We start from the raw sequence: 14,702 nt of genomic DNA on the forward strand, positions 1-14,702 counted from the left end.
GGCCCCTTTTGACAAGGATGCATTATGGCTTCTTCACTGAAGAAAGGATCCCGGGGTTGGTGGCAGCAGCAAATTCCCAAAATTGTGCTGGCTCCGTCGTTTTCCCTAATCCTGTTTTTTGTTTATGGCTTCATCGCTTGGACGGCGTATATCTCTTTCAGCCGCTCCCGGATGCTGCCGAATTATGACCTTATTGGGGTCAGGCCCTATGAGAAATTATGGAATTCGCTGAACTGGCAGGTTGCGTTGGAAAACCTGGCGATATTTGGCGGGCTCTACATTGTAATCTGCTGTGTTCTGGGACTGTTCCTTGCAATCCTGCTTGACCAGAGGATCCGGATTGAAGGCGGGCTGCGCCCCATTTTCCTCTATCCGATGGCACTGAGTTTTATCGTAACCGGTACTGCATGGAAATGGTTCCTGAACCCAGGCCTTGGCCTTGAGAAAACCATGCAGAACTGGGGGTGGGAGAGCTTTTCCTTTGACTGGCTGGTTAACCCGGATATGGCGATCTATACCGTGGTGATTGCTGGGGTTTGGCAAACATCGGGCTTTGTGATGGCGATGTTCCTTGCCGGGCTTCGCGGTATTGACAGCGAGATCCTTAAAGCGGCACAGCTTGATGGTGCGCCGCCGTACAAGGTGTACACCCGTATAATTATCCCGCAGCTGCGCCCGGTATTTTTAAGTGCCTTTATCGTGCTCGCCCATATGGCAATCAAGAGCTACGACCTGGTAATTGCCCTGACCGGTGGTGGACCGGGGAATGCGACTGAGTTGCCGGCGACCTTTATGTATTCCTACACCTTTACCCGCAACCAGATGGCAGTGGGGTCAGCCAGTGCCATGGTAATGCTGATGACCATCGCAGCAATCATTGTTCCGTACCTGTATTCCGAGCTTAAAGGGGGCCGAAATGAGCACTAATACGGCTTCGCCATTCGCTGGCCCTCGCTTCTGGCGGGTGCTGATTTACACCACCCTGATTGTTTTTGCCTGCATGTACCTGTTGCCGCTTTTTGTCATGCTGGTGACGTCATTCAAATCACTGGCGGAGATTCGCCAGGGGGATATGTTGGCGTTCCCGCAGGAGTGGACCACCGCGCCCTGGGCATCGGCATGGGGGAGTGCCTGTATCGGTTTGACGTGTGAAGGGATAAAGGGTTACTTCTCCAACTCTATCCTGATTACAGTGCCCGGCGTGTTGCTTTCCACGTTGCTGGGGGCGATCAACGGGTATGTGTTGACCAAGTGGCGCTTCCCCGGCCACCGCTGGGTATTCGGGCTGATGCTGTTCGGTTGCTTCATTCCGTTCCAGGTGGTGCTGGTGCCTATGTCACAGGTACTGGGAACCCTGGGTATTGCCAATACCACCCCAGGGCTGGTGCTGGTGCATGTGACCTATGGACTTGGCTTTACCACCCTTTTCTTCCGTAACTATTACGAGGCGTTTCCGCAGGAACTGGTGCGGGCTGCGATGATTGACGGGGCAGGCTTTTTCAAGATGTTCTTCCGAATCATGTTGCCAAGCTCCGGCCCGATTATCGTGGTAACCGTTATCTGGCAGTTCACCAATATCTGGAATGATTTCCTGTTCGGGGCCTCGTTCTCTTCCGGTGACACCGCACCGATAACTGTGGCACTGAACAACCTGGTGAACTCATCGACCGGCGTAAAGGAATACAACGTGCACATGGCTGCAGCCATGATTGCGGCTCTGCCGACGCTGTTTGTGTATGTGGTTGCCGGGCGCTATTTCGTCCGTGGCCTGATGGCCGGCTCCGTTAAAGGATAATGTGGTAAAGGATTAACAAATGGCTTCTCTGACTTTAAACAATGTACAAAAAACCTTTGGCCAGACGGAAGTACTGCGGGGCATCAATATCGCCATTGAAGACGGTGACTTTCTGGTTCTGGTGGGCCCGTCCGGCTGTGGTAAATCAACCCTCCTAAATATGATTGCCGGGCTGGATGATATCTCAGGCGGTGACGTGAATATCGGTGAGGAGAGGGTTAATGAGCTGCACCCTTCCGAGCGTGATATCGCCATGGTATTCCAGTCCTACGCCTTGTACCCGAACATGACGGTAGAGCAGAACATTGCGTTTGGCCTTGAGATGCGCGGCGTTCCCAAGGAAGAGCGAAGCAAGCTGATTGCTGATGTTTCCGGGATGCTGCAGATTGAACACCTGCTCAAGCGTAAGCCTGCACAGCTTTCGGGTGGCCAGCGCCAGCGCGTGGCGATGGGGAGGGCGCTTGTCCGGCACCCGAAAATCTTCCTGTTTGATGAGCCGCTTTCCAACCTCGATGCCAAGCTTCGGGTGGATATGCGTACCGAAATCAAGCGCCTACACCAGCGACTCGGTGCAACCATTGTCTATGTGACCCACGATCAGATCGAGGCCATGACACTGGCGACCAAGATTGCTGTTATGAAAGACGGTGTGCTTCAGCAACTGGGTTCTCCGGATGAGGTGTACAACGACCCGGCCAACGTGTTTGTGGCAACCTTCATGGGCTCGCCGTCCATGAACATGTTCCCGGCGGAACTCCATGCGCTCCCTGACGGTTTCTACCTGTCGCTGGAAAATTCCAGTGGTGAGCAGCAGCGCCTCAAGCTGACCCGGCCGCTCAGCAACAGTGCGTCTTACAACGGCAAGAAAGTGCTGGTGGGTATCCGGCCGGAAGACATCCGTGAAGCGGAAGATGAAGATACCAGCCGGATCAGTTGCCCGGTGGATGTTGTTGAGCCGACCGGTGCTGATACCTATGTAGTGACATCCCTTGGCGGTAAGGAAGTGGTATCACGCCTGAAAGCAAAATGTATGCTTAAGGCCGGTGACTCTGCAGAACTGGCGTTTAACATGGATCACGTGGTGCTGTTTGATGCCGATACAGAAGAGCGTATCCGGTAAGCCCGGAAACACATAGCAAGGCAAAGGCGGGCCAATTCGGACCCGCCTTTTTTACGTTTCAGCCGTGACGGAATCATCCTGCACATATTCGAAAATATCCCCCGGCTGACATTCCAGGATGGCGCAGATTTTTTCCAGGGTGGAAAACCTGACACCTTTCACCTTACCGTTCCTGAGCAGGGACAGGTTTTGCTCAGTAATGCCCACAGCTTCTGCCAAGGCTTTCCCTTTCATCTTGCGTTTGGCAAGGATGACATCCAAGTGGACGAGTATTGGCATGGTATTCCCTACACGTAAAGGTCGTTTTCGGTGCGGAGCTTCACACCCTCGACCAGCAATTCACTGATAACCCAAAGTACGAACCCCATACCAATCATCACGATTTCATGACTGCCAAAAGAGATAGAAACCGTTTTCTGACCGGCTGGGTGGTTGAAAGTTATCAGCACACTGGTGATAAGGTAAATAATCGGTTTACAGGCTGCCTGGATAAGCAGTAATACCGCAAAACGCCGGATGGCAGTGCTGTTGGTGAGGTTAAAAAGCTCACCCCGGGAGAAATTGACGAAGGCTTTTCTCAGGTAGTAAAGCCCAGCCAGGCCGACACAGAGGTATAGGGAGACCATTGTCCAAATCAGGTAAAGTTGCCAGCTTTCAACCGTCTGCCATTGGACCGGGAAGGGCATGGCTTCAAGAATCAGCATCCGGAACGCTGAGATATCGAAAAGCCCGTAAAGCAGCAATAAAGGGATCGAAATGAGGGCAGCCAGGCAGCCCCAGTTAACCGCAAGTGATAGTTGTCTTGTCATTGGGACACTCTTCCGTCTTGTCGTTGTTCAATAATAAATTATCGTTTTATTTTAATTTTCTCCATGGAGGAGGGTAATGAATAGGCTACATTCTCAAATTAGGACATTGTTCTTATTATTGATGGTTTCTTGCAGTGCAAGTGCTCTGACGGTGTCGCAGTTTCAGGCCATTTGCCAGTCGGGGGAGATACCTTGCAGTGAGGTTAGGCTGTTACAGGCATATGTCGGTGGCGGGCTGGATGCGATAGCGTCCCTGGATGAAAAGACCGACTATTTAAAAAAGGTGTACTGCGCAGATTCCCGGGAACTGTTTAATGTCCCTGCGATTATCCGTTATATCGAAGCACTGGGCAGTGAGGATGCTTCCCGGAATGCGGGATTGATGATAGTGCGTTACCTTGAGCAGAATGGAGAGTGTGAGAAATGAATGCATGTCGTAGTTTCCACCGGACTCTTTTTATTGCTCTATCCACTTCAGTGTTGCTGTCTGCTTGTACATACCGCGGCGTGTATGAGGGGCTGCAATACAGCGAGCGCAATGAGTGCATGAAGCTGCCACTTAACCAGCAGCAGGAATGCCTGGATCGGGTGAATACCCCTTACCGGGATTATGAGCGGGAGAGGGAGGCTCAGATTGAGGAATAAACGCCGGGCACTGTTGGCCCGGCCGTTCGTGGGTTCGTTAAAAGGGATTAGCTGACATAACGGCGGATTTCGCCAATCAGCAGATCGATATCGTCCCGGGTAATGCCTAGGTGGGTTACCAGTCGCATACCCTGGTAGCCAGGGGTAAAGAGTATGCCTTTTTCTTTCAGTGCCGCTGAAAGCCCAGCTATATCAACCGATGTATCTACATCAACAAACACAATGTTGGTTTGGACCTCATACGCAGAAGTATCAAAGCACGGCAGGGAATTGAGCATTTCCGCCAGGTGTTGGGCATTGGCGTGGTCTTCAGCCAGGCGCTCAACGTTTTCGGTCAGCGCCATCATTCCAGCTGCTGCCAAAATACCGGCCTGGCGCATTCCCCCGCCGATCATTTTGCGGAGGCGGCGCGCTTTGGCGATATATTCCTTACTGCCGAGCAGCAATGAACCTACCGGTGCCCCAAGGCCTTTTGACAGGCAGATGGTCATTGAATCAAACGGGGCAACGATGTCGCGGATATCTACGCCCAGTGCAACAGCGGCGTTATAGACCCGCGCGCCATCAAGGTGCATTTTCAGACCGTGGCGATCAGCAAATTCCCTGGCCTGGGAGAGGTAATCCATAGGCAGTACTTTCCCGCCAATGGTGTTTTCCAGGCTCAGCAGGCGGGTGCGGGCGAAGTGGTTGTCGTCCGGCTTCACCGCTTTTTCCAGTTTGCTGAACGGCAGGGTGCCATCCGGGTTATTTTCAATTGGCTGTGGCTGAACCGATCCCAGCACTGCGGCACCACCAGCTTCATATTTGTAGTTGTGGGCATCCTGTCCGCAAAGGTACTCGTCACCGCGTTCACAATGGCTCAGGATCCCCAGCAGGTTAGCCTGAGTGCCGGAGCTGGTGAAAACCGCCGCTTCAAAACCATGGCGTTCAGCTGCCCACTGCTCCAGTGCATTGACTGTCGGGTCATCGCCATAAACATCATCGCCAACCGGGGCGTTAGCCATCGCCTGGCGCATTTTCTCTGAAGGAAGGGTTACGGTATCGGAACGGAAATCTATCACGTTTGGCTCCTCGCTCAATGCCTTTAATCGCTGGTTGGGGCTGATGTGGTTTTATATTCAATCAGGTGTTTTCACCTTTGATGCTACCCCACAATTTTGTTTGTGCCGATTTGTTTTTCACTTCGATTCAGAGCAGTCTAGAAAACAGTGCTGTGAACCGAAAACAAGGTTATCAACCGGAAGGAAGTGCTATGCCAAGGATTCTCGTTATGGGTGGCAGTAACAGCCACACCTCGATCAACCGTGAGCTTGCCCGTTTTGCTGCCAAATGCGTCGACGCTGACTGTACCCAGGAAGTGGAAACTATTCTGTTGGATCTCAATGATTTTGCTATGCCTGTTTTCTCCGTCGATCTTGAAAGGCAGGACGGGATCCCGGATGCAGCCAAACGTTTTGTGAATGATATTGAAAGCTGTGACGGAGTGGTTATTTCCCTTGCTGAACACAACGGCTCTTATTCGGTCGGGTTTAAAAACGTGTTCGACTGGGCATCCCGTTACAAGGTCAAAGTGTGGTCAGAAAAACCGATGCTGTTAATGGCTACTTCCCCCGGTGGGCGCGGCGGGTCCGGTGTTTTGGGTTCAGCATCCGCGACCTTCCCGCATATGGGGGCTGATGTGGTGGCCACTTTCTCCCTGCCCGGTTTCAGTGCTAATTTCGACAGTGAGTCCGGCATTCTTGATACCGATCTTAAGAAGGCATTTGAGGAAGCTGTCTCGGCGTTTGCTGCTAAGCTGGTGGAATAGCGCCGCTTTTCTCAATGTTGCCACATACTGTGACAGGCGAGGGCTGCCTTAATACAAGGGTTATTCAGTGATTACAGGGAGTATCTATGACCGGAATACGGAAAGACCACCTTTTCATCCCTGTGTCAGCATTGGGGCTGTTGCTGGCATCTTTCTTTTCTCATGCTGCCGGGCAGGCGACGGATTCCGTGGATCCGGAAACCTCTTCCGGGAGAGTGACACGGGCCGAAGTCACCGCCTCTGAGTGGATGGTGGCTGCCGCTAACCCCCATGCCAGTCAGGCCGGTGCTGCCATGCTGGAAGCCGGGGGCAACGCGGTTGATGCGATGGTGGCGGTGCAGGTGATGTTAGGGCTGGTTGAGCCCCAGTCATCCGGCTTGGGTGGCGGCGCTTTCCTTATGTACTGGAATAAAAAAGCGCAGCGCCTTGAAGCCTGGGACGGCCGTGAAACCGCTCCAATAAATGCCACACCGAGGTTGTTCCAGGATGAAAACGGAGAACCGCTGAAATTCTGGGATGCTGTGGTGGGGGGGCGCTCTGTGGGTACTCCGGGTACCCTGAAATTACTGCACACTGCCCATGAAAAATACGGAAAGCTCCCCTGGAAGAAAGTGCTTGGGCCGGCAATCCGTCTGGCGGATAAAGGCTTTGAGGTGAGTCCCCGCTTGGCTTCACTGATTGAGGCCGACCAAGAAAAGCTCAGCCGTTTTCCGGCAACAAAGGCGTACTTCTTTGATGAAAATGGTGCACCGTTGAAAGCCGGCACCTTGCTGAAAAACCCTTCTTACGCAGAAACCCTTCGAGCAGTGAGCAGTAACCTGGATGCGTTTTACAAAGGAAAAATTGCCGATGCTATCGTTGATACGGTGCAAAACGCTGAAAGAAACCCTGGTGTCCTCAGCAAAACGGACCTTGCCAACTACCGGGTGAAACAGCGCGAGGTAGTGTGTTCGCCTTACCGCGGAACCGATGTCTGTGGAATGGGACCACCAACGTCCGGCGGTGTGGCAGTCGGGCAGATTCTTGGCCTGTTGAGCCACTACCCGTTGGCAGAGCTTGGCCCAGAAAACCCGGAAAGCTGGCGGCTGATTGGCGATGCATCCCGGCTTGCTTTTGCTGACCGTGGGCGTTACCTGGCGGATGATGATTTTGTTCCGGTGCCGGTTGAAGGGTTACTGTCGCCTGAGTACCTGGCAAAGCGTGCCGAGTTGATTAGTGGCAAGAAGGCGCTGGAAAGTGTCTCGCCAGGAGAACCGGAATGGAGCTATGCCAATATCCGGCAGGCAGATGATGAATCTATCGAGCTGCCTTCGACAAGCCATTTTGCCATTGTGGACAGTGAAGGCAATGTGGTCTCCATGACCACCACTATCGAAAACGGGTTTGGCTCTCGCCTGATGACCAATGGTTTTCTGCTCAACAATGAGCTGACTGATTTTTCTTTCCGCACCCACAAAGATGGCTACCCGATTGCCAACCGGGTCGAGCCGGGCAAACGGCCACGCTCTTCCATGTCCCCAACTATTGTGATGAAAGACAGTGTGCCTTATATGGCTGTCGGCTCCCCTGGTGGCAGCCGGATTATCGGGTATACCGCCAAAACCATTATTGCGCACCTGGACTGGGGTATGGATGTGCAATCAGCGATAAGCCTGCCGCATTTGGTAAACCGCTTTGGAACCTACGATGTGGAAGAGGGAACCGACGCTGAGAAACTCACACCTGCGCTTGAGAAAATGGGGTACAAGGTCAACAGCCGGGCACTGACTTCTGGCCTGCATGCGATTGTACTGGATGGTAACACCCTGCGCGGCGGCGCAGATCCCAGGAGGGAAGGGGTGGTAATTGGGAAGTAATACAGAGTTTGAATAAAAAGAGTGGTGGGATATTTCCACCACTCTTTTTTGTGGGCTTAGGCGTTAAACCACCTCGGCAACCACATCCTCTGCAACTTCGGTTGCAATCCGGTACGCCACCAGATCTTCAATGGTCAGCACTGGCATATTGTGCAGTTTGCCAAATTCCACCACATCCGGCAGGCGGGCCATGGTACCGTCCGGCTTCATCAGTTCACTCAGCACGCCGAAAGGTTTTCGGCCAGCGAGGCGAGCCAGATCGATAGTCGCTTCGGTATGTCCACGGCGTCCCAGTACACCCCGGCTGTTGGCGCGAAGTGGGAAGACATGACCGGGACGGTTAAGGTCAGAGGGTTTGGCGTCATCTGCGATCGCGGTTTTGATGGTCATCACGCGGTCTGCAGCGGAAACACCCGTCGTTACGCCTTTTGCTGCTTCAATCGTAACGGTAAATGCGGTTTCGTTAGTACAGGTGTTGTTTTCCACCATCATTGGCAGGTCGAGCTGCTTCACGCGGTCTTCACCCAGGCAAACGCAGACGATGCCGGAGCTTTCACGGATCATCAGTGCCATTTGCGCTTCGGTCAGGCAATCTGCTGCATAGATGATATCGCCTTCGTTCTCGCGATCCTCATCATCAACAACCAGCACGCCGCGACCCTGGCGAATGGCTTCCAGCGCAATTTCTACGCGTTCAAAAGGTGTTCCGTTTAAAAGGGACTGATTCATGGCAATAAACCTCAATAAAAAACGTTACCAGAATCAGGGCACAGGAGAGTTACCCGGCAGGCAGGTGCGAGCACGCACCGCATCAGCGGGTACAAACAGATAGGCACACTACAGGCGCAGTGTACTTTTCATTCTCTTCCATCCGGACTTTAACCGTCGGCTCCGGAGTTTCACCGGATCTGCTGACCCTTTTCATTTTCCGAGGAAACATTGCGAAAAGGCGCTCGCGGGCTGACTGGTTCAAAGCTAATTAGGTAAAGCCTGACCCAGAATACCGCCGGTGGGGAATTTCGCCCCGCCCTGAGAATAATTGCAGGTCAATGGTAGGCCGCCGTTGAAGGCGTTGCAAGCGGCAATATGTTGATAGGTCGCACGTAATCCACATGGCGACGTAATAGTGCTTGATCCTGACTGGATTCAGATTAGAATGATAATGATTATCATTTAAAGAGAGTTAATCTGATAATATGAATGCGCTTAATCCTCTGGTCATCCGTTCGGCTCTTGAGCGTCATGGGTGGCAGTTAAATCACAAGCGGTTGTTGTTGCCAATTTTTCTTCTTGCTCTTCTTGCCGCGCCCAACACGCGTGAACTTACTGTGAGTGTGCTTTCTGACGCCTTCTGGCAGGTTGCTGCTTATGTTGCTGCGACCCTGGTTCTTTTCCATTGGCTGACAGCACGTTTTGACCAGCGTGGCGTATTCGAGCAAACCCTTTCCCGCCACCGCAATCTCCAGGTAGTGTTTTCTGCATTGATGGGGGCTCTGCCCGGCTGCGGCGGGGCGATTGTTGTGGTGACGCAGTATGTCCGGGGCAAAATCAGTTTCGGCGGGGTCGTCGCCGTGTTGACCGCAACCATGGGGGATGCGGCGTTTCTCCTGTTGGCTACCCGTCCGGCTGATGGCTTGATGATGGTGGTGATGGGGTTCTGGGTGGGCCTGATTTCCGGGATGATTGTTGACCGGATCCATGGCGCTGATTTCATGCGCCCTGAAATTAAACAAGGTCAGTCTGAATCGAAAGTGCAATGCAACCCCTGCCGCAAACCGGTTTTACGCATTCAGGGACGCTTTTGGCAGTGGATGTTGATTCCGGCCATGGTGTTTGCGGTGTTGGGCTCGTTTCAGGTAGACACTGATGCTTTTTTCCACGTGAAAGCGGGCACCACTGCTGTGCTTGGTGCCGCATCAGCCGTGATTGCCATTACACTTTGGGCGGTAACCCGGGAAGTAGTCGATTACGAATCTGCGGTGTCTGAAGACCCTAAATGTGGCAGCGCCCATCTTTTTCAGCGCGTCGCGCAGGACACCAACTTTGTCACTGCCTGGGTGATTGCTGCATTTCTGGTGTTCGAGCTGATCGTGCATTTTTTCAGCATTGACCTGAAGAGTGCTTTCAGTGGTTGGGCGCCATTGATGCCGCTGATGGGCGTGCTGGTTGGTCTGCTGCCGGGGTGCGGGCCGCAGATACTGGTGACGTCGCTGTATGTGTCGGGCGCAGTCCCGATGTCTGCGCAGGTGGGAAATGCCATCAGTAACGACGGGGATGCCTTGTTCCCGGCAATCGCCTTGGCTCCCAAAGCCGCCGTAATGGCCACGGTTTACTCGACCATACCGGCATTTATTGCGGCATATGGATACTACTTTTTAGTGGAAGCCTACCCGGTTGGCTAGGGTGTGACGGTAACAAAACGCCCAGCTGGGCAGGGCGTGGTCTGGGGTCATCAGCCTGTGCGCTTTTTGCGCTTGTCCGGCAACACTTTGACCTGTTTAATCATGTTGTCTGACACTGACATGATCTCAACTTTGTGCCCGTGTAGGTCAAGGCTGAGGTGGCTGTCCGGGATATCTTCCAGGGTTTCCAGCAACAGGCCGTTCAGGGTACGGGGGCCGTCGGTCGGCAGTTTCCAGTTCAGGCTCTTGTTAAGGTCGCGGATATTTGCCGTGGCTTCAATCAGGTAACCGCCATCAGACAGCGGGGTGATTTCCTCAGCAAGGCTTGGTGAGAGCGAAGTGGTAAACTCGCCAACGATCTCTTCCAAGATATCTTCCAGTGTCACCAGGCCGTTAATGTCACCGTACTCATCCACAATCAGGCCGATGCGCTCCTTGTTACGCTGGAATTTCAGGAGCTGGACATTCAGCGGTGTACCTTCCGGAATGTAGTAGACTTCATCGGCGGCACGCAGCAAAGTCTCTTTGTTGAACTCATTCTTCTCCACCATCAAGCGGTAGGCTTCCCGTACCCGCAGCATCCCTACAACTTCATCAATTTGGTCGCGGTAGAGCACCATCCGTCCGTGTGGGGCATGGGTCAGCTGGCGGACGATGGATTTCCAGTCATCATTGATGTTGATACCGGTGATTTCATTGCGCGGCACCATGATGTCATCAACGGTGATTTCTTCTAGGTCGAGAATCGACAGCAACATGTCCTGGTGGCGACGGGGAATCAGCCCTCCGGCCTCATTTACCACGGTGCGCAGTTCTTCGCTGCTAAGGTGGTCTTTGTTGTCATGGTTGGCGGGCATACCCAAAAGACGGATAAAACCATTGGTAATTCCGTTTACAAGCCAGACTACTGGGTAGAGTGCTTTGAGCAGGATGTTGAGCAGCCAACTGCTGGCGTATGAGATCTTTTCCGGGTAGAGCGCAGCCACTGTCTTCGGGGTAACCTCAGCAAATACCAGCACCACAAGTGTCAAAACACCTGTCGCGATAGCCACGCCATAATCACCGTAAAGGCGCATTCCAAGAATAGTGGCAATGGCGGAGGCGAGGATATTGACGAGGTTGTTACCAATGAGGATGAGTCCAATCAGGCGGTCTGGTCTGTCGAGAAGCTTTTCGACTCGCTTGGCTCCACGGTGTCCCTGCTTGGCCAAATGTTTCAACCGGTAGCGGTTGAGGGACATCATTCCCGTTTCTGAGCCTGAGAAGTAGGCTGAAATGAAGATGAGTAATACCAGAAGGGAGAATAAGGCTCCCGTCGATATGTCGTTCAAGCTGGTTTTTCCTTTGTTAAAGGTGTCGTTCTAATGTAGAACCTGAATATGTCTGGGTGCAACCCATACAGATAAGAAATAGGGGCGAATCACGCCCCTATGAGGATTTCTTTGACAAAGCGGCTACCGAAGTAAGCCATTGTTAACAAGAATGCACCGACAATGCTAATCCAGATCACACGACGCCCGCGCCAACCCAGCTTGAAGTGTCCGTAGAGCAGGATGGAATAGACACACCATGCCATGATAGAGAACACCGCCTTGTGTGCTTTGCCCTGGGCGAACATATCCTGGACAAAAATAAGGCCGGTGATCAGGGTAACTGACAACAGGCCCTGTCCAACCAGGATGATATTGAAAAGCTGGCGTTCCACCATCATTAAAGGAGGCATGTTGGGGTTAATTGACAGCTTCTTGTGCTTGAGCTTGTAGTCCAACCAGGCCAGCTGGATGGCATACAGGGTGCCAATCATCAGGGTTGAATAGGCAAACAGTGCTAACGAAATATGTAACAGTACTTCTGGATGTGACTCCAGGTGGGTGATGAAAGCACCCGGTAAGAGGGCAGCAGCCGTCAGGTTCAGCGCAGCAAAGCTGTATATCACCGGCAGCATAAACCACAATCGCATGCGGAACATCATCCCGGTGGTAACAGCAGAGATGATAAAGCTGATCAGAGACGCAACATTGAGAATACTCATGTTTTGCCCAGGACCGATAAAGATAAGATCCTTGAGCAACAGGGCGTGAAGCGCCAGCGCCCCCAGTGCACTGAAGAACACCGGTTTGGCTTTTATTTGGTTGGACCCCGACAGTCCGGGGACTATCTGGGCGAGTGCGGCGAAGTAAAGTAAAGCGGCCGCAACGGCAATCAGCATTTCCATTATTGTCTGAGTCGTTTTTGCCTTATGGAACCTGCAATTATACATAGGCTGCCAAGTCGCGGCTATCAATCGCATGGTGATCTGTTTGCCTGATTGATGATTTGCTGTGACACAGGCGAGGTTATAAGGAAAATCCGCGGTTAAACGGTCCGGTGGAATAGGCTATAATCCCCGGCAATTGTCGCGTAGTGAATTTGAGTAGGACATGTTTGAGAATCTGACAGAACGTCTGTCGCGTACGCTGAAAAACATCAGCGGGCGTGGACGCTTGACCGAAGACAATATTAAAGAGACGCTGCGCGAAGTGCGCATGGCTCTGCTCGAAGCAGACGTTGCCCTGCCAGTTGTCCGTGAATTCGTAAACCGCGTAAAAGAGCGCGCGGTAGGTATTGAAGTCAGCAAAAGCCTGACTCCTGGCCAGGAATTTATCAAGATCGTCCAGGCGGAACTGGTTTCCGTTATGGGCGAGGAAAACGAGTCACTGAACCTGGCTTGCCAGCCACCGGCCGTTGTTCTGATGGCGGGTCTGCAAGGTGCAGGTAAAACAACCAGCGTTGGTAAGCTGGGTAAAATGTTGCGCGAGCGCCAGAAGAAGAAAGTACTGGTTGTCTCTGCGGACGTATACCGCCCGGCGGCGATCAAACAGCTGGAAACCCTGGCGTCAGATGTCGGTATCGACTTCTTCCCATCCAGCCCGGACCAGAACCCGGTGGATATCGCCAAGGCTGCCCTTGCCCACGGTAAACTGAAGTTTTACGACGTGGTTATTGTCGATACCGCAGGTCGCCTGCACGTCGATGAAGAGATGATGGACGAAATCAAAGACGTCCACGCAGCCATCAACCCAATAGAAACCCTGTTTGTGGTAGATGCCATGACAGGTCAGGACGCAGCCAATACGGCGAAGGCGTTTAATGAAGCCCTGCCACTGACCGGTGTTATCCTGACCAAGGTCGATGGTGATGCCCGTGGCGGTGCGGCATTGTCTGTCCGTCATATCACAGGCAAGCCAGTGAAATTCCTGGGTGTGGGCGAAAAGACCGATGCGCTTGAGCCTTTCCACCCCGAGCGTGTAGCGTCCCGTATCTTGGGCATGGGTGACGTACTGTCACTTATCGAAGATATCGAGCGCAATGTCGACAAAGACAAAGCGGAACGCCTGGCACAGAAGTTCAAAGACAAGAAAGGCTTCGACCTGGAAGATTTCCGTGACCAGCTTCAGCAGATGAAGAACATGGGCGGTATCATGGGTATGATGGACAAGCTGCCAGGTATGTCAGGTCTACCGGATGATGTGAAAGACAAAGTGGACGACAAAATGTTTGTCCAGATGGAAGCTATCATCAACTCCATGACACCGAAAGAGCGTGCACGCCCCGATATCGTCAAAGGCTCTCGCAAGAAGCGTATCGCAGCCGGTTCCGGTACCCAGGTACAGGATGTAAACCGTCTGCTCAAGCAATTCACCCAGATGCAGAAGATGATGAAGAAGATGCAGAAAGGCGGAATGCGTAACATGATGCGTAATATGAAAGGCATGATGGGCGGTGGCGGCGGTATGTTCGGCCGTTAATGTTTTTCTGAAAAATCCCTCCTTTATATAGGAGGGATTTTTGTAGGTTAAAACTGGTTGATTCTACACTTTATTCCTCTGTGTGGGGCGCGCTGCCAGTGGCTAAAATATGGCTAAAGCGGTTGCAATCACACAAATAAAGAGTAAAATTCCCGAGCTTTATTTTGGCACGAGGCCCCGTACTATTCGGGGCCAACTTTATTTAGTAATGCGAAAGAGGACGATATGGTAACCATTCGTTTGGCACGTCACGGCGCTAAAAAGCGTCCATTCTATCAAATCGTTGTTGCTGACAGCCGCACTTCACGCGACGGTCGTTTCATCGAGAAGATCGGTTTCTTCAACCCAATCGCTGCGGGTCAGGAAGAGAAACTGCGTCTGGATCTGGCTCGTGTTAATCACTGGGTTGGTCAAGGTGCAACTGTAACTGACCGTGTTGCTAAGCTGATCAAAGACGCTGCTAAAGCTGCGTAATTGTTG

At 52.6% G+C, this 14,702-nt stretch carries 16 protein-coding genes and 1 riboswitch; of the genes, 10 read left to right on the plus strand and 6 right to left on the minus strand.

Features of this window, described 5'->3' with window-relative positions; all coding sequences use genetic code 11:
• The first annotated feature begins 24 nt into the window (after nucleotides 1-24).
• From NF212_RS03320 to NF212_RS03330, 3 genes are read left to right on the plus strand one after another with little or no spacing between them, the layout of a single operon-like run.
• Nucleotides 25-927: a carbohydrate ABC transporter permease gene (locus NF212_RS03320; RefSeq protein ID WP_434358803.1), complete on the plus strand. Its 903-nt coding sequence runs from the start codon at nucleotides 25-27 to the stop codon at nucleotides 925-927.
• Nucleotides 917-1,795 carry a carbohydrate ABC transporter permease gene (locus NF212_RS03325; RefSeq protein ID WP_434358805.1) on the plus strand — a complete coding sequence of 293 codons (879 nt, stop codon included), beginning with the start codon at nucleotides 917-919 and terminating at the stop codon, nucleotides 1,793-1,795. Before NF212_RS03320 ends, NF212_RS03325 begins: the two co-directional genes overlap by 11 nt.
• A gap of 19 nt (nucleotides 1,796-1,814) precedes the next feature.
• Nucleotides 1,815-2,915, plus strand: coding sequence for an ABC transporter ATP-binding protein (locus NF212_RS03330; RefSeq protein ID WP_434358807.1), 1,101 nt, complete (start codon nucleotides 1,815-1,817; stop codon nucleotides 2,913-2,915).
• 51 nt (nucleotides 2,916-2,966) lie between these two features.
• On the opposite strand, the gene NF212_RS03335 is transcribed toward NF212_RS03330, so the two are convergent.
• Nucleotides 2,967-3,194 carry a helix-turn-helix domain-containing protein gene (locus NF212_RS03335; RefSeq protein ID WP_434358809.1) on the minus strand — a complete coding sequence of 76 codons (228 nt, stop codon included), beginning with the start codon at nucleotides 3,192-3,194 and terminating at the stop codon, nucleotides 2,967-2,969.
• An 8-nt stretch (nucleotides 3,195-3,202) separates the two neighbouring features.
• Nucleotides 3,203-3,724, minus strand: coding sequence for a DUF2975 domain-containing protein (locus tag NF212_RS03340; RefSeq protein ID WP_434358811.1), 522 nt, complete (start codon nucleotides 3,722-3,724; stop codon nucleotides 3,203-3,205).
• A 151-nt stretch (nucleotides 3,725-3,875) separates the two neighbouring features.
• On the opposite strand from NF212_RS03340, the gene NF212_RS03345 reads away from it, so the two are divergent.
• Complete coding sequence (locus NF212_RS03345) at nucleotides 3,876-4,151, plus strand: hypothetical protein (RefSeq protein ID WP_434358813.1); 276 nt, start codon at nucleotides 3,876-3,878, stop codon at nucleotides 4,149-4,151.
• Nucleotides 4,148-4,369 (plus strand): hypothetical protein, encoded by a 222-nt coding sequence (locus tag NF212_RS03350; protein ID WP_434358815.1) that lies wholly within the window; start codon nucleotides 4,148-4,150, stop codon nucleotides 4,367-4,369. The genes NF212_RS03345 and NF212_RS03350 overlap by 4 nt, the downstream gene beginning before the upstream one ends.
• Before the next feature lie 47 nt (nucleotides 4,370-4,416).
• Here the strand turns inward: NF212_RS03350 and ltaE are convergent, their stop codons facing one another.
• The gene (gene ltaE, locus NF212_RS03355; RefSeq protein ID WP_434358817.1) at nucleotides 4,417-5,430 is read right to left on the minus strand and encodes a low-specificity L-threonine aldolase; all 1,014 of its coding nucleotides are present in this window, start codon (nucleotides 5,428-5,430) and stop codon (nucleotides 4,417-4,419) included.
• A gap of 191 nt (nucleotides 5,431-5,621) precedes the next feature.
• Between ltaE and NF212_RS03360 the strand changes: the two genes are divergently transcribed.
• On the plus strand, nucleotides 5,622-6,176 hold the full coding sequence (locus tag NF212_RS03360; RefSeq protein ID WP_434358819.1) for an NADPH-dependent FMN reductase: 555 nt from the start codon (nucleotides 5,622-5,624) through the stop codon (nucleotides 6,174-6,176).
• An 86-nt stretch (nucleotides 6,177-6,262) separates the two neighbouring features.
• Entirely contained in the window at nucleotides 6,263-8,032 is a 1,770-nt protein-coding gene (gene ggt / locus NF212_RS03365; RefSeq protein ID WP_434358821.1) for a gamma-glutamyltransferase, read from the plus strand.
• A gap of 63 nt (nucleotides 8,033-8,095) precedes the next feature.
• Here ggt and ribB read toward each other — a convergent pair whose 3' ends face one another.
• A complete protein-coding gene (gene ribB / locus NF212_RS03370; protein WP_434358823.1) occupies nucleotides 8,096-8,761 on the minus strand; it encodes a 3,4-dihydroxy-2-butanone-4-phosphate synthase in 666 nt (221 codons plus the stop codon).
• A 126-nt stretch (nucleotides 8,762-8,887) separates the two neighbouring features.
• A riboswitch (FMN riboswitch) is annotated at nucleotides 8,888-9,073 on the minus strand.
• A 155-nt stretch (nucleotides 9,074-9,228) separates the two neighbouring features.
• On the opposite strand from ribB, the gene NF212_RS03375 reads away from it, so the two are divergent.
• Entirely contained in the window at nucleotides 9,229-10,434 is a 1,206-nt protein-coding gene (locus NF212_RS03375) for a putative manganese transporter (RefSeq protein WP_434358825.1), read from the plus strand.
• Between the two features lie 50 nt (nucleotides 10,435-10,484).
• Here the strand turns inward: NF212_RS03375 and NF212_RS03380 are convergent, their stop codons facing one another.
• Together NF212_RS03380 and NF212_RS03385 are read right to left on the minus strand one after the other, a co-directional pair.
• Complete coding sequence (locus tag NF212_RS03380) at nucleotides 10,485-11,765, minus strand: HlyC/CorC family transporter (RefSeq protein WP_434358827.1); 1,281 nt, start codon at nucleotides 11,763-11,765, stop codon at nucleotides 10,485-10,487.
• Between the two features lie 89 nt (nucleotides 11,766-11,854).
• Nucleotides 11,855-12,649 carry a cytochrome C assembly family protein gene (locus tag NF212_RS03385; protein ID WP_434358829.1) on the minus strand — a complete coding sequence of 265 codons (795 nt, stop codon included), beginning with the start codon at nucleotides 12,647-12,649 and terminating at the stop codon, nucleotides 11,855-11,857.
• A gap of 205 nt (nucleotides 12,650-12,854) precedes the next feature.
• Here NF212_RS03385 and ffh point away from each other — a divergent pair, with 205 nt between their 5' ends.
• Both ffh and rpsP read left to right on the plus strand, forming a co-directional pair.
• The gene (gene ffh / locus NF212_RS03390) at nucleotides 12,855-14,222 is read left to right on the plus strand and encodes a signal recognition particle protein (protein WP_434358831.1); all 1,368 of its coding nucleotides are present in this window, start codon (nucleotides 12,855-12,857) and stop codon (nucleotides 14,220-14,222) included.
• Between the two features lie 225 nt (nucleotides 14,223-14,447).
• Nucleotides 14,448-14,696 (plus strand): 30S ribosomal protein S16, encoded by a 249-nt coding sequence (gene rpsP, locus NF212_RS03395; protein ID WP_054673082.1) that lies wholly within the window; start codon nucleotides 14,448-14,450, stop codon nucleotides 14,694-14,696.
• Nucleotides 14,697-14,702: the final 6 nt, after the last annotated feature.

The organism is Parasalinivibrio latis (assembly GCF_036825535.1).
Classification (GTDB): domain Bacteria; phylum Pseudomonadota; class Gammaproteobacteria; order Enterobacterales; family Vibrionaceae; genus Parasalinivibrio; species Parasalinivibrio latis.

Bases quoted from the DNA above. Each gene is read 5' to 3' on its own strand.
- NF212_RS03340 (WP_434358811.1), bottom strand. From the start codon at position 3,724: ATGACAAGACAACTATCACTTGCGGTTAACTGGGGCTGCCTGGCTGCC.
- NF212_RS03325 (WP_434358805.1), top strand. From the start codon at position 917: ATGAGCACTAATACGGCTTCGCCATTCGCTGGCCCTCGCTTCTGGCGG.
- ffh (WP_434358831.1), top strand. From the start codon at position 12,855: ATGTTTGAGAATCTGACAGAACGTCTGTCGCGTACGCTGAAAAACATC.
- NF212_RS03375 (WP_434358825.1), top strand. From the start codon at position 9,229: ATGAATGCGCTTAATCCTCTGGTCATCCGTTCGGCTCTTGAGCGTCAT.
- ggt (WP_434358821.1), top strand. From the start codon at position 6,263: ATGACCGGAATACGGAAAGACCACCTTTTCATCCCTGTGTCAGCATTG.
- NF212_RS03385 (WP_434358829.1), bottom strand. From the start codon at position 12,649: ATGGAAATGCTGATTGCCGTTGCGGCCGCTTTACTTTACTTCGCCGCA.
- NF212_RS03335 (WP_434358809.1), bottom strand. From the start codon at position 3,194: ATGCCAATACTCGTCCACTTGGATGTCATCCTTGCCAAACGCAAGATG.
- NF212_RS03320 (WP_434358803.1), top strand. From the start codon at position 25: ATGGCTTCTTCACTGAAGAAAGGATCCCGGGGTTGGTGGCAGCAGCAA.
- NF212_RS03360 (WP_434358819.1), top strand. From the start codon at position 5,622: ATGCCAAGGATTCTCGTTATGGGTGGCAGTAACAGCCACACCTCGATC.
- ribB (WP_434358823.1), bottom strand. From the start codon at position 8,761: ATGAATCAGTCCCTTTTAAACGGAACACCTTTTGAACGCGTAGAAATT.
- rpsP (WP_054673082.1), top strand. From the start codon at position 14,448: ATGGTAACCATTCGTTTGGCACGTCACGGCGCTAAAAAGCGTCCATTC.
- NF212_RS03350 (WP_434358815.1), top strand. From the start codon at position 4,148: ATGAATGCATGTCGTAGTTTCCACCGGACTCTTTTTATTGCTCTATCC.
- NF212_RS03330 (WP_434358807.1), top strand. From the start codon at position 1,815: ATGGCTTCTCTGACTTTAAACAATGTACAAAAAACCTTTGGCCAGACG.